Source organism: Methylobacterium sp. W2, assembly GCF_020662345.1.
Classification (GTDB): Bacteria; Pseudomonadota; Alphaproteobacteria; order Rhizobiales; family Beijerinckiaceae; genus Methylobacterium.
The window spans coordinates 55,706-69,236 of the sequence record NZ_VMOA01000009.1 but is presented as its reverse complement, the minus strand read 5'-3'; the positions used below and the strand labels follow the sequence as shown (position 1 = coordinate 69,236).

9 protein-coding genes and 1 tRNA gene are annotated in these 13,531 nt (G+C 61.3%); 4 read left to right on the top strand and 6 right to left on the bottom strand.

The features are described from left to right. The first annotated feature begins 195 nt into the window (after positions 1–195). Both lon and FPV16_RS06930 read left to right on the top strand, forming a co-directional pair. On the top strand, positions 196–2,625 hold the full coding sequence (gene lon / locus FPV16_RS06935) for an endopeptidase La (RefSeq protein ID WP_227437350.1): 2,430 nt from the start codon (positions 196–198) through the stop codon (positions 2,623–2,625). Positions 2,626–2,740: 115 nt separating this feature from the next. Continuing rightward, positions 2,741–2,816, top strand: a tRNA-Val gene (locus tag FPV16_RS06930). A gap of 50 nt (positions 2,817–2,866) precedes the next feature. Here the strand turns inward: FPV16_RS06930 and FPV16_RS06925 are convergent. Beyond that, on the bottom strand, positions 2,867–3,262 hold the full coding sequence (locus FPV16_RS06925) for a hypothetical protein (protein ID WP_227437348.1): 396 nt from the start codon (positions 3,260–3,262) through the stop codon (positions 2,867–2,869). Positions 3,263–3,366: 104 nt separating this feature from the next. On the opposite strand from FPV16_RS06925, the gene FPV16_RS06920 reads away from it, so the two are divergent. Together FPV16_RS06920 and FPV16_RS06915 are read left to right on the top strand one after the other, a co-directional pair. Beyond that, entirely contained in the window at positions 3,367–3,555 is a 189-nt protein-coding gene (locus FPV16_RS06920) for a hypothetical protein (RefSeq protein ID WP_227437346.1), read from the top strand. 1 nt (position 3,556) lies between these two features. Next, on the top strand, positions 3,557–3,886 hold the full coding sequence (locus FPV16_RS06915) for a hypothetical protein (protein ID WP_227437345.1): 330 nt from the start codon (positions 3,557–3,559) through the stop codon (positions 3,884–3,886). On the opposite strand, the gene FPV16_RS06910 is transcribed toward FPV16_RS06915, so the two are convergent. The 5 genes from FPV16_RS06910 to FPV16_RS06890 all read right to left on the bottom strand — a co-directional run bounded on the left by FPV16_RS06910 (position 3,887) and on the right by FPV16_RS06890 (position 13,269). Then, the gene (locus tag FPV16_RS06910) at positions 3,887–9,205 is read right to left on the bottom strand and encodes a phage tail tape measure protein (RefSeq protein WP_227437342.1); all 5,319 of its coding nucleotides are present in this window, start codon (positions 9,203–9,205) and stop codon (positions 3,887–3,889) included. Beyond that, the gene (locus FPV16_RS06905) at positions 9,198–9,407 is read right to left on the bottom strand and encodes a hypothetical protein (protein WP_227437341.1); all 210 of its coding nucleotides are present in this window, start codon (positions 9,405–9,407) and stop codon (positions 9,198–9,200) included. The genes FPV16_RS06910 and FPV16_RS06905 overlap by 8 nt, the downstream gene beginning before the upstream one ends. Positions 9,408–9,436: 29 nt before the next feature. Then, the gene (locus FPV16_RS06900) at positions 9,437–9,844 is read right to left on the bottom strand and encodes a hypothetical protein (protein ID WP_227437339.1); all 408 of its coding nucleotides are present in this window, start codon (positions 9,842–9,844) and stop codon (positions 9,437–9,439) included. A 151-nt stretch (positions 9,845–9,995) separates the two neighbouring features. Beyond that, positions 9,996–12,242 (bottom strand): AAA family ATPase, encoded by a 2,247-nt coding sequence (locus tag FPV16_RS06895; RefSeq protein ID WP_227437337.1) that lies wholly within the window; start codon positions 12,240–12,242, stop codon positions 9,996–9,998. Between the two features lie 343 nt (positions 12,243–12,585). Further along, positions 12,586–13,269, bottom strand: coding sequence for a recombinase family protein (locus FPV16_RS06890; RefSeq protein ID WP_227437335.1), 684 nt, complete (start codon positions 13,267–13,269; stop codon positions 12,586–12,588). Positions 13,270–13,531 lie beyond the last annotated feature (262 nt).

Below are 13,531 nucleotides of genomic sequence, written 5' to 3'. Positions count from 1 at the left end.
AAAAGTCCTCCCCGGCTTCCATCTGAATTGTCAGACGCGACGGCCGCACGCTCACCTTCTGAGGTGCGGTGTCCGCCTCCAGCCTCACAGTTCAACGATGTCCCCGACCCCGCGATGCGGCCCGGTCGGCCCGTGGCAGGATGCTTGCTCATTTCGAGGAGCTAGAGCCCGGAGTCCATCAAGAGGAAGTCCGACATGTCCCAATCGAAATCTCGCCAGCCGGTCGTCCCGGGTTCGACGGGCTCCTACGCCGTTCTGCCCTTGCGCGACATCGTCGTCTTCCCGCACATGATCGTGCCGCTCTTCGTCGGCCGCGAGAAGTCGATCCGCGCCCTCGAAGAGGCCGTCCGTACCGACCGCCACATCCTGCTGGCCACCCAGATCAATGCCAGCGACGACGATCCGTCCACCGACGCGATCTACAAGATCGGCACCCTCGCCAGCGTCCTGCAACTGCTGAAGCTGCCCGACGGCACCGTGAAGGTGCTCGTCGAAGGCGCCGGCCGCGCCAAGATCACGAACTTCAACAAGTCGGATTCGTTCTACGAGGCCGAGGTCGAGACCCTCACCGACGAGCTCGGCGATCCCGTCGAGGCCGAGGCCCTCGCCCGCTCGGTCATCTCCGAGTTCGAGAACTACGTGAAGCTCAACAAGAAGATCTCGCCCGAGGTCGTCTCCGCCGTCACTCAGATCGACGAGCCCTCGAAGCTCGCCGACACCGTCGGCTCGCATCTCGCGGTCAAGATCGCCGACAAGCAGGCGATCCTCGAAATCCCCACGGTGGCGGAGCGCCTCGAGCGCGTCCTGTCGCTGATGGAGAGCGAGATCTCCGTGCTCCAGGTGGAAAAGCGTATCCGGACCCGCGTGAAGCGGCAGATGGAGAAGACCCAGCGCGAGTACTACCTCAACGAGCAGATGAAGGCGATCCAGAAGGAGCTGGGCGATTCCGAGGACGGCAAGGACGAGCTCGCCGAAATCGAGGAGAAGATCGAGAAGACCAAGTTCTCGAAGGAAGCCCGCGAGAAGGCGATGGCCGAGCTGAAGAAGCTCCGCCAGATGTCGCCGATGTCGGCCGAGGCCACCGTCGTGCGCAACTACCTCGACTGGATGCTCGGCATCCCGTGGTCGAAGCGGTCGCGGATCAAGAAGGATCTGCTCGGCGCGCAGGTCATGCTCGATCACGACCATTTCGGTCTGGAGAAGGTCAAGGAGCGCATCGTCGAGTATCTTGCCGTGCAGCAGCGCGCCAACAAGCTCACCGGCCCGATCCTCTGCCTCGTCGGCCCTCCCGGCGTCGGCAAGACCTCGCTCGGCAAGTCCATCGCCAAGGCGACCGGACGCGAGTTCGTGCGGATGTCGCTCGGCGGCGTGCGTGACGAGGCCGAGATCCGCGGTCACCGCCGGACCTATATCGGCTCGATGCCCGGCAAGATCGTCCAGTCGATGCGCAAGGCCAAGACCTCGAACCCGCTCATCCTGCTCGATGAGATCGACAAGATGGGCCAGGATTTCCGTGGCGATCCGTCCGCGGCGCTCCTCGAGGTGCTGGACCCCGAGCAGAACGGCACGTTCAACGATCACTACCTCGAGGTGGATTACGACCTCTCGGACGTGATGTTCGTGACGACGGCGAACACGCTCAACATCCCTGCGCCCCTGATGGATCGCATGGAGGTGATCCGTATCGCCGGCTACACCGAGGAAGAGAAGCTTCAGATCGCGCGCAAGCATCTCATCCCGGGGGCGGTGAAGAAGCACGGCCTGACGGTCAAGGAATGGGAGATCGACGATTCCGGCATCCTCATGCTCATCCGCCGTTACACGCGGGAAGCGGGCGTGCGTAACCTGGAGCGCGAGATCTCGAACCTGATCCGTAAGGCGGTGAAGGAGATCCTCATCACCAAGGTGAAGGCCGTCGCCGTCACCGAAGAGAACCTGCCGAATTTCCTCGGTGCGCCGAAGTTCCGCTACGGCGAGATCGACGAGGAGGATCAGGTCGGCGTGGTGACGGGACTTGCCTGGACCGAGGTCGGCGGCGAGTTGCTGACGATCGAAGGCGTCATGATGCCCGGCAAGGGCAAGATGACGGTCACCGGCAACCTGCGTGACGTGATGAAGGAGTCGATCTCGGCGGCGGCGAGCTATGTCCGCTCCCGCGCCGTCGATTTCGGCATCGAGCCGCCCTTGTTCGAGCGTCGCGACATCCACGTCCACGTTCCGGAAGGGGCGACCCCGAAGGACGGTCCGTCGGCCGGTATCGGCATGGCCACCGCCATCATCTCCACCCTGACCGGGATCCCGGTGAGGAAGGATGTGGCGATGACCGGAGAGGTCACCCTGCGTGGCCGCATCCTGCCCATCGGCGGTCTCAAGGAGAAGCTGCTCGCGGCCCTGCGCGGCGGGATCAAGACCGTCCTCATCCCCGAGGAAAACGCCAAGGACATCGCCGAGGTGCCCGACAGTGTGAAGAACGGGATGGAGATCATCCCGGTCGCGCGGATGGACCAGGTGCTGAAGCACGCTTTGGTGCGGCAGCCGGTGCCGATCGAATGGGAGGAGCCCCTCCCCGTCGCCCGCCGCCCCGTGGTCGGCGAGGACGAGCCGACGACGGTCATCGCTCACTGAGCGATAGGACGTTCTGATAATGGAAAGGCCCCGGAGCATGCTCCGGGGCCTTTTCTTTGTGGCCGCCGAGGGTTGCCATCCCGACGATGCTTGGATTAACGATGCGGCGCGCATCGGGCGGTTAGCTCAGTTGGTAGAGCGTCTCCTTTACACGGAGAGGGTCGGCGGTTCGAGCCCGTCACCGCCCACCATATATCGCAATGACTTAGCGTCGTTCTTAGAAGGCGCTGCACCCCGGAAATTATCGTTGGGGTGCATACGGGGCGCACCAGAGGGCCTTTGCTGCCACGAATGCCCGGACGTTCTCAAAGCTGGTGATATCGTTGAACTGCGCCGGGTCGATGCCGAGCTGAGCGAAAACCCTCAGTTCGAGCTTGTGCCGGCGCGTGGCCTCACGCTTGGTGATCGAAGGATCCTCGTAGTCGCCGATCACTCGCTCAATTGCACCGTCCAGGCTCCAAGCCACGGCTGATGGATCGGATGGCGTGACTGGCCGGCCGGCTGCGTCTCGTGCCGTTGCGCCCTTCGTCCAGGCAGCGAAGCTGGGGTACAGGTCTAGAACTCTGTCCAGCACTTCATTGACAGCCAGCGTCCGCGCGATGGCGCTCGGGCGTTTCCATTTCAGGGTATTCGTCATAGGCGTTCCCATCATCGTGATATCACTGATGATGAACCAACTTAATTTGATGTCAATGATTAATCTGATATCACCGATGCGTCTGATTTTTGGGGGTCGGCTTGATGGCGAAAGAGAAAACGATGGCCCCCCAGAGGACCATCCTCAGCATGCCGCCTGAGTTAAAAGAGCGCATAAGCTCGTTCCGGTTCGCGGAGCGCATCGGCACCGAGGCGGAAGCCATCCGCCAGCTTATAACCGAAGCCTTGGATGCACGAGACGTGAAGGCCGGCGATCCGAAGCGGTTGGGCTGAGGTGCTAGACAACGAGTTTCAAGCAACATACCATCCACTCGGTTTGAAGCGGCTCAGTTTGGGTTTAACGATGGCTAATTTCATTGTTCTAAATAAAGAGCAAGAGGCTTATATAGAAGTTCTCAAATCTAAGAGTGAAGTGTTTGGGAAAGATAGCCGCCTAATTGGCGTTCCTGAACTCATTGAAAGTGCTAGGCTGTCTATAATTCATGCGGTCGATATTGGTTTGCCTCTGCAAGCTTATATCGACTTGCAAAATTATGTTTCAATGTATGACCGCGACCAAAGATTGCCAGAACATTTGAGGCGTGATTGGTCGAAGTTCACATAACTAACCTCCCGCCGCGACGCGTTTGATCAGCGTCTTGAGCGCGCCGCCGCGCGAAATGTTGTCCCCGATAGCGTGGACGAAGTCGTTCGGCCCCGGCTGGGGCACCTGATCCCGGTCCACCACGTAGACGTTGCTCTCAGCTCGGGCCGAGCTGCCGAAGCGGGCCGGCTCCACCGGGCGCGCCTTCGCCATCACGCCCGCGCCCATGGCGTTCATGCGGTCCAAGCTCTCCCGCCCGATCACGTCCACGGCCGAGCGCTTCAGGACGAACTCACCAGGCATGAGGGTCCGAGGCACGCTATCCCGGTTCGGTGTACCACCGGAGACAATTCCGCCGGTCGCCATGCCGGGACCGATGGGGCTGGGGTAGAGCGTCACCCCGTCGATACCGCCACCACTGCCGCCACCGAGACCAACGGCGCTCATGATGCCAGAGAGGAAGCCGCCCCCCGAGCTAGTACCAGCTCCGGTGCCCCCGATCATGTCGCCGAACAGGGACTTCATGATTTGGTTGGACAGGGCCTTGGACGCGATCTGCGCCATGTCGGTGAGGATCGAGGTGGCGAAGCTCTTGAAGGCGTCCTTTCCCTTGATCGTGCCGGTGGCCAGGCCGGTGAAGAGGTTCGACATGCTGCTGGACATGCCGGACATGGACTGCTGCCAATAGCCGGCCATCTCCTGTGCCGCCGTCTTGAACTCCCCGGTCTTGCGGTCGATCATCCCGGCCGACGTGAAGAAGTCGAGCGAGCCCCGGCTGAGGGCCGCGCCGTAGTTCTCTCCGTGTGCCTCCACGCCTTTCTGGAGGCTGGCGTTCGCGCCATACTCGGCTTCCCTCTTCTTCAGCTCGGTGATGCGCTCCTGGATCGCAGCCCGGCCGGTCTCGGATAGAAGGCCCTTGTCTCGGAGCTGCGCGAGCTGCTGTTCCAGGGCCAGCTCCTCCGCGCGGATCGCGGCGGCCTGGCCTTCCAGCTTCAGCTTCTCCGATGCCTGGCGCGCGGCGGCCTCGGCCGCTTGCACCTGCCCGGCCGAGACCTTGCCCGAGGTCTCATCGCTCTTGAGGTAGTCGGCCCGTGCCTTGGTGCGGTCGGCCTCCTCCCGGTAGGTCTTCAGCGTGGCCTCACCGATGGCCTTCGCGTTCTCCTCCACCAGCTTGGCGGCTCGGTCGGCATAGCTGCGCTGGATGCGGGCCACCTGGTCGCCCTGCTCATCCGGGGCCAGGGCCGTGAAGCGGTCGCTGGTGCGCTCGCGCTCCAGGTCTTTGTCCCGGAGCCCGGCGAGGTCGGTGATGGTCCGGGTGGCCGGCGCGAGGTCGGCCGTGCGACCCACCGCACGCTTGTCCAGCGCGAGCTGGTCGGACAGGCCCTGCTCATCCCGAGCGAGCTGCCGTTGCTGGAGGGCCAGGCGCTTCTGGCGGATCGCGCGAGCGTTGCCCTCCTCGGTGGTCGCGGCCTCGGCCCGAGCCTTCCGGCCGGCGGCCTCACCTTCGTCCAAGGCTTCCCCGGTGGGTGTCACTAGGCGGTCGGCCCTGGTGGCCTTGGCGTTGAAGGCGGCCAACAGCCTGTTGGTGAATTCGGCCGAGCTGTCGCCCTCACGACCGCCATTGGCGGTGATCGCCTGCGCGGCCTTCCGAGCCTCCACGCCCACGTCGAGGAGCGCCTGGACGGCGTTCATCGTCGGGTTGGCCAGGAGCGCCGAGCCGCCAGTCTCGCCCTGATTATAGAGGACATACCGGTTGTCATCCGAGAGGTTCAGGCCCTTGCCCCGGAGGGTCTTATCAATCGCGTCGAAGTACCGGATCGCGGCCAGGGCCGACTGCGCCACGTTGGTGGGGTCGGCCAGGCCGTAGTCGCCGGCCGTGCCCTTGGTGAACTGGAAAACGCCCTTTGCGCCCGTCGAGCTGACGGCCTGCGGGTTGAAATCGCTCTCGAAGGAGCCGAACCGGAGGAGCGTGCGAAGCCGATCATTCCGGCCGGCACCCTCGGCCGCGTCCGCCACCTGGCGGGCGACGGCGTTGGCCTCCTCACCAAGAGCGGGGGCGCGATTGAAGCCGGTCGGCGCCGTGACGGCCTCGCGGGCCAGGCGCAGGCTGGCCTGCCGGTCCACGATGTCGATGCCCTGCTGAAGGAGGTCGCGGACCTTCGCGGCCAGCTCGGCCGCCTTGTCCACGGTGGTGGCCGGGTCGCGTATCTGCTTATCGAGCTGCGCCACCTGCGCATCCACGACAGCCTTCTGTCGACCGAGCGCTCGTTCCTGCGATGCTAGCAGGCTCTCGGTGATCCGCTTCCGGGCCTCCGCCACGCGGTCGGTGTAGCCGGCCAGGCGCGCGTCCAGCTCCTCATTGGCCTGCGCCAGCCGCTCCTTCAGCTCGGGCCGGCTGTCCACCTCATCCGGGTTGGCGGTCTCGGCCTCGATCAGCTTCCGGGCGATGCCGCGCTGGCGCTCGACCAGGGCCATCACCTGCGCCTCGATCTCGGCCGGCCCAGCCGTGTCTCGGGTGGTGCCGGCCCGCTTCATCAGCGTGTCGATCTGCGCGGAGGTGTTCTTCCGCTCGGCCTGTAGCTCGCGCGTGAGGTCCGGGCGGATCGAGGCCGCGATCTCGTCCAGCTCCTTCGTCACGCCCCGGCGTAGGCTCTTCAGCTGGTCGGTGATCCGGGCGCCGGCCTCGGTGACCGTCTTGTCGGCGGCACCAGCCGCCTTTTGGCTGTCCAGGTAGGTGCTGAACTCCGCCTCCAGGCGCGCGGCCTCGGCTTGCGTGTCCCGGATCGCGGCGACGATGCCGTCCTTCTTCTCGGTGCCGGACAGGCTCCGGTTGCCTTCCATGGCCCGGCTCCGCTCGGCCAGCCCGGCCTGGAGGTCGGCACTCCGCTGTCCGAACGCCTGGAACTCCGGGGCCTGCCGAAGCCGCGAGACGTTGGCTCGCGCGTCCAGCTCGGTGAGCTTGCCCTGTGCCGCGATGGTTCCGGCGTTGGTCTTCACCGCATCCGAGAACAGCACCGCGATCTTGTCGAGCTTGTCCAAGGTGTCGGTGATGGCCGCCAGGCGGCGCGGGTCCGATGCGTCCAGGCGCAGGGGCGCGGCCTCGCGCTCCAGCCGCTGGCGCTGGTCCAGGATGATCTGCTGATAGCGCGATACCCCGAGCGGATCGTCCTGGCCGAGCGAGGCCGGGTTGCGGATCACGTCCAGAAGCGGCTTCAGGGCTGACAGGCCAGCACGCTGGAGCATTTGGTCGTCGGTGGCGCGCGGCGCATCCGGGATGATCGCGCCTTCCATGCCGAGTGCCACGCTCGGCCCGGCATCGGCACCGAGTGCATCCGTGATGCGCTGGTCCGCGCCGCGCCGGTCCACCCGACCCTTGGTAACCAAGGCGTCCAGCTCCTTCGCGGTGACCGCGAACTGGCGCTGTAGGAGTTCGGTGTTTTGGGACTGAAGCTCGGTGCGCAGGCGGTGATAGGCGGCCACCAGTTCGTCAATCGACGCGGCATTGGCCGAGATCGAGAGGCCGAGATCCCCGAACGCCTTCTGGGCTTCTAAGATGACGTTGCGGCGCAGGACCGGATCGGCGTTCAGCTTCTCCCGGCGCTCCATCAGGATGCCGAGCTGCTGGTCCACCCCGCTGATACCGGTCTCGATGGATTGCTGTTGGGCCAGCACCTCGTTGCGGACGGCCCGCACCTGGTCCAGCGCATCCTTCGCGCGCTCGGTGTCGGAAATGATCCGGGCAAGGTAAACGCCGCCACCGATGGCCGCGCCGGCCGCTGCGAGGGCGAGCACCGCCGGATTGGCGAGACCGGCCAGGAGCGGGGCGAGACTGGCCGCAAGCGTTCCGAGACGCAGGCCGGCGGCGGCCACCGCGATGGCCCCGAGGCCGGTGCCGACCACGGGGAGCACGATGCCGAGCTTGCCGGCCGCCTCGGCCAGGGCCGCTGCCCCATCCACCGCGTTGGTGAGGCCGGTGACCATCGGCCGGAGGCTCCGGTCCAGGAGCGCGAAGGAGACGTTGCCGAAGCGCGTCAAGGACGCGGTGAGGCTTTCATTCGCCTTTGCCGCGCCCTCGGCCGCCGCGTTGGACAGGGTGAGGTCGCCGCCGAGCTGGCGGATGGTGTCGAGCTGGCCAAGCATGGCCGAGAACGCGGAGGCCGCCCGGAGGTCCAGAGATCGCAGGGCCTCGGCCGTACCGAAGCCGGCCCGGCGCAGGTTCTCGATAACGCCGATGAGACCGTTGGCCCGGAGGTCCACGTCCGCCATGGACAGGCCGACCTGGCGCAGGCCGTCCTTCAGCTTGTCGGTGGGGGCGGTGAACTCCTGGAAGAACTGGCGCAGGCCGGTGCCGAGCGTCGAACCCGAGCGGATGCCGGCCTGCGCCATGCCGCCGAGCGCCGCCGTCAGCTCGGTGAAGGACACCCCGCTGTCTCGGGCCACGTTGGCGGCATAGGAGACACCAAGCTGGAGCTGTTCCATCCCGAGCTTGGTGCGGTTCAGGGCACCCACGAACACGTCCGCCACGTCGCCGGAGCGCGAGGCCTCCAGATTGTAGGCGCCGAGCACCGAGGTGATGGCCTCCACCGATTGCTGGAGGGTGGACCCGGACGCGGCGGCGAGATCGAGGACCGGCTTCAGCGTCTGGCCGACGCCTCGGGCCGAGAGGCCGATCTGGCCGAGCTGGATCGAGACGGCGGCCAGCTCGGTGACCGAGAAGCGGGAGGTCGCGGCCACGTCCAGGAGCCGGTCCCGGAAGGTGACCATCTCGGTGTTGGTGGTCTCGGTGATCGCCTGGAACTGGCGGAGCTTGTCATCGAACTCGGCGATGTCCTTCAGCCCGGCGCGCAGCACCGTGATCCCGGCACCGATGGTAGCGTAGTTGGCTGCGATCTGCGCCTGGAGCGGGAACAGGCCGCCGGCACCACCGGCACCCTGGCCGCCACCGGCTCCACTCCCTGGTGAACCACCAGGGGTGAGAGGCGGGACGCCGCCAGGACCGCCCTGGCCCGAGCTACCGCCCGATCCTGATGCCGGGGTGGGTGCCGACGCGGCGGCGCGGGCGGCTGTCAGCGCAGCGGTCGCGGCCCGAAGGTCGGCTTCGGCGGTGCGGAGCTGTTCCCGGAGGGCGGTCTGGAGCGGGGCCGCTGCCAGCTCCCGGCGGAGGGTGGTCACCGAGGTGAGGAGCGGGTCCACGCTGCGCACCGTGGCCGCAAACTGGTCCGTGAGACCACGCGCGGCCAGGACAGCCTCACGCACCCCCTGCGCGGTGCGGGCAAGGCTGGCATTCAGCGCGGCATCGTCCAAGCTGATGCCGACTTCGATTTCGGTGCCGTCAGCCATTGATGGCCCCCATGAAGGCTTGCATGTCAGACACGCTGTTGAGGTCTTTCGCCGCGCTGGACTGTTTCGCTCCGAAGATCTGGCCAGCTGTGAAAAGAAGGCTCTCAGTGAAGGACATGGCCTTCACCATCTCGAATTGGACCTTTAGGTCGGTCAGCAGGATCAGATCTTCGAAGGTGTGTGACCAGTACACGGCACGCATCGCGCTCGGCTTGGCGCCGAGCGTGAAGATTATGGTGTCGTGGAAGCTGAGACCGCCAAGCCACTCAGAGAGGACCCGACACCCGTCAGTCGCTCCGCGTTGCTCGTGAGGTTGGCCAGATGCTTCTCCAGCCGACCGAGCAAAAAATCCGAGAGGTGCGCCCGCATCCAGTCGAGGAGGGCTTCACCGTCAGAAATCGTGAGATCGTACAGGCTCACCGGCTCGTCGTCGGTGCGGCGGCCGAGCGCATCGCGAGGAGCGAGACAGATTTCCAGCGCGGCGGCACGAGTGGAGGCGTCGAAATCGAGGTTCGGCAGCTGTTCGAAGGAGCCGACCAGCTCGGCCAGCTCATGCAAGCGGCCGAAGAACATGGTGATCTCGGTGGGCGTCTCGCTGATCTTAATGTTGATCGAGGGTGTTGGGGCAGGAATGTTCATCGTATTATCTCCAGTCGATCCTGGAGTTAATGTGGCTATTGATACAGATCGCTTAAAGGATTTTAGAGGATAGACCTTCAATTTATTGCGCTACCATCCCTCGGTGGGACGGCAAATTTTTATCGAGCATATCGAGAGAAATATTCAATGTTCAGTAGCTGCCAACAATTGAGACGACCTTTTGACAATGAGCACGTAACTCAACCTCAGTAGGAGGGTTTCCGCCACCATGCATATTTGATCGCGTATATTCATTCAGAGCAAAAAGGTCGGATACAGAGGTTGCGAGTGGATCAGTTGGACCAGCATCTCGAACTGCATTCGCCATCTCGAAAATATGGGCTTGATCTGCGAACCGTCCTGGAAAACGAAGCCGAAGATAATCCTCCATGAACGGACGAATGCATTGATGAATGCTATTAAGGCTTTGACCCTTCAGAAGTTTTTTATGGCTAGCATATTCTCTTATTATTTCTGACTGCTGTAGATACAGAGATTTTAATTCATCGGCGCTTGACCAGCGCTCTATAAAACCTATTCCTTCGTCGCTGCATTGCAGCTGGTATGTCGACGTTATAGCATTATTGGCGTTCTTTTCGATCAATTGTAGAAAACGAGGATCATGAGATAATACAATAGTCTGACAGGAATTTTCACATATAGAACGGATGTGGCTCGAAGTTTGAAACTGTCTGTCCAAATCTTGGCTGCTGAAAGGATCATCAAATACTATCACTGCTGTGTCGAGTTTGGGGTCCGCTTCAATCTGTGAGATAAAAAATGCGAGTGCTAATGTCGTTTTGTCGCCAGTGCTTAGTACTGTCTTGAAGCACGGGTCAATTTTCGATTTTTCCCCCGCCTTTACTTTGTGCGTACCTATCTCAATTGCGAACTCGGTATTTGGTTCGCGACCAATAAAAGTTGTTTCAGCATCCACAACTCGGAAGTTCGCCCCAAAATCTGAAAGGAGCTTGTTTAAGGCGATCTGCCGGGCAGCCATCGTTTTTTTGGTGTAGGAGGTAAGTGCTGTTTGCGCCGTGATTTTCTCCTTTTTGATGTCTGCCAGCCGATTTTCTGCGGCGATAAACGCGGCAATCAAAACTTTGACTTCCTCTTCACTCCTCATACCCATGGCAAGCCATTTTTCATGGGTGACCTCAAGTTTGCTTAGGTCTCCTTGGGCTGTATCGGTTCGTGCTTCGTCTATAACCGAGTTGCATTTCAATACATCGTTGTTATAGCATTGGATGCTCTCAATTGCGCACGTAATGGATGAAGCATCCTCGCCCATCTTTAAAGGCTCAAGAATATTTCGCCGCTTCTCTTCAATAATTTCCTTCAGTCTGATCATTGAAGCGCCAATGCTGGCAATGTCGGATGGTATGATCGTAGGCTCTGTTGGAATATCACAGATTTTTACCCAATACGCAAAGTCAGCGTTATTGTTTGTGATCAGTTCAGACAGCTTTTCTGGTAATAGAGCATCCGCAGAATTCCATAATTCATCGACGCGGGTCTTTAGTGCTTTGACTTCATCGCTAAAAAACACTTGATATGCGGCGACCAAGGGAACGCCTGAGGTTGCCTGAGCACAGTAAGGACAATGCCCTTCGGGTGCGTGCGTGGTCCCATATTCGAGCCAAGCATGTGCCTTCGCACCGAGCTGGTGGGTCTCAATGTGTTTGGTAATAAGCTGCGTGGCATTCTCCGCAATGCCATCTATGCTTTCAGACAGAACTTTCTCTGTATCAGCAATGTTTCCAATCGCAATTAGGCGTATGTTCTTCTTTTGCTTTACGACCGTAGCCTGTTTGTTTAGCTCTACTCGACGTGCGGCCGCGTCTATTTTAGCTTCCACGTCAGGTGGGACTTCCGCTTTGCAGAATGCCGAGACTTCTTTCTCCAAAATTCCACGGCATTTCAACATTATCTGTCGAGACAACCGCTTACGTTCGTCGTCAACTTCGCGCTGCTCTTTGTCGAGTTTTAAAACTTCATCCGCTAATAGCACTCCCTGATCACCTAAAACTATCGGCAGCAGGCTTCGCTTATTATCTCTGGTTACACTGTCGCCTACGTGAAGGTTCCTGGCGACGTATTCTTGATCAAATATATGAACAGTGCCGGGACAAGCATTCCACTTTTCGATGCTATATGAGAATGTAGTGCTTGACCCCCATAAAGTTTCTACGCGCGGGTCGTTGACGGCACTAAGACGTTTACGTGTAGTAATGTGGCTAGAATTAAGTTCGGACGCAGATCGCAAAATTGCACACAGCGTGCTTTTACCGTATCCATTTCTTCCAAATATCAGGGAAAGCTTCGTGAACGGTTCTGCGCGTTGCGTAAGCTTAGAAAAACGGCCAATTTCTTCAATGGCCTTAAATTTCTTCAGCATCTATCCACCCCGTTTGAAGGGAGCCTACGGGTATAAGCATCGAACTTCAAGCTACAGAATGGGCGCGCTAGGGGGTATTGAAACTATCCGGTCAGATCCCTCGCTTGTATCTTTTCCTGCACCCGCCTCACTGCCTCGAGGATCCAGCCAGTACCTATTGGGGTGGCTTTGCCGCGATGACCCCGCCTAATCGTCAGATCCGCAAAGAAGGAGCGCAGTTCGGCAATGTGTCCGGCGAGAACATTCGCACGGGACTGCGCCTTACCTGAACGGATCAAAAAGGTGGCCGCCGCCGGCTTTCTGGCGAGGGCTGGGGGCGGGCATACCCTCGGATATCGGCAGGCTATGCCGCTTCGATCCTAGTCAGGACACGCCGCACAGCGGTGGCCGTCCATGCTGTGCCCCTCGGGGTGGTTAGGCCACGCTGGCCGAGACCTGCCGCCAAGTCCCGGAGGGATACGGCGCCTTCAGTGCGCAGCTCGGCGATGTCCCTCGCAAGATCGTCGGCGCGGGACTGCGCCCTGCCGGACCGGATGGATGCGGATGCCGCCGCTGCCTTGCCGGCCTGTGCCGGGAGGTGGTGGGTCGGTCCACCGAGCTTAACGCCCCGCTCCTTCGCCGCTGCGAGCGCGACCTTGGTCCGGGAAGAGATCATCTTCCGCTCCGCCTGCGCTACCACCGCCATGATCCCGACTACCATCTCATTGGCTTCAGGCATGTCGGCCGCGACGAAGCACACACCGGCCCGCTGAAGCCCAAGGAGGAAATGGGCATCGCGGCTCAACCGATCCAGCTTCGCGATCACCAGGGTGGCGTTGTGGAGGCGGCACAGGCGCAGGGCCTCGGTGAGCTTTGGCCTGTCGTTGCGCTTGCCGCTCTCGACTTCCACCACCTCGGTGACCAGCGACCAGGCACCACCATTGAGGAAGTCAGTGACTGCCTTGCGCTGTCCCTCCAGGCCGAGACCGCTGTCGCCCTGCCGCTTGGTGCTAACCCGGAGGTAGGAGACGAAACGACCTTCAGCCATAGCGAGGAACCTCATGTCACTTGCCGGTACGACCGTACTGGCTAATGACACACCTATGCCTGAAGACGGATATGAGGGTCAATGAACAAAATCAAGCTTTCAATCGAATATATCTCTTGACTTTGATCGATACATGGGTGGGTTCTTTTCGATATATCTTACACTTTGCAACAAACACTATGCTAAATTTACATGCCGGAAATTTTTTAAAAATCTGTATTTGATAACAGCGATGCAAGGTAAGCTTGAAAGCCATCAGGCG

What these genes read in the sequence shown, in the direction of transcription:
- lon (WP_227437350.1), top strand. Translation starts at nt 196, where the DNA reads ATGTCCCAATCGAAATCTCGCCAGCCGGTCGTCCCGGGTTCGACGGGC.
- FPV16_RS06925 (WP_227437348.1), bottom strand. Translation starts at nt 3,262, where the DNA reads ATGACGAATACCCTGAAATGGAAACGCCCGAGCGCCATCGCGCGGACG.
- FPV16_RS06920 (WP_227437346.1), top strand. Translation starts at nt 3,367, where the DNA reads ATGGCGAAAGAGAAAACGATGGCCCCCCAGAGGACCATCCTCAGCATG.
- FPV16_RS06910 (WP_227437342.1), bottom strand. Translation starts at nt 9,205, where the DNA reads ATGGCTGACGGCACCGAAATCGAAGTCGGCATCAGCTTGGACGATGCC.
- FPV16_RS06905 (WP_227437341.1), bottom strand. Translation starts at nt 9,407, where the DNA reads ATGCGTGCCGTGTACTGGTCACACACCTTCGAAGATCTGATCCTGCTG.
- FPV16_RS06900 (WP_227437339.1), bottom strand. Translation starts at nt 9,844, where the DNA reads ATGAACATTCCTGCCCCAACACCCTCGATCAACATTAAGATCAGCGAG.
- FPV16_RS06895 (WP_227437337.1), bottom strand. Translation starts at nt 12,242, where the DNA reads ATGCTGAAGAAATTTAAGGCCATTGAAGAAATTGGCCGTTTTTCTAAG.
- FPV16_RS06890 (WP_227437335.1), bottom strand. Translation starts at nt 13,269, where the DNA reads ATGGCTGAAGGTCGTTTCGTCTCCTACCTCCGGGTTAGCACCAAGCGG.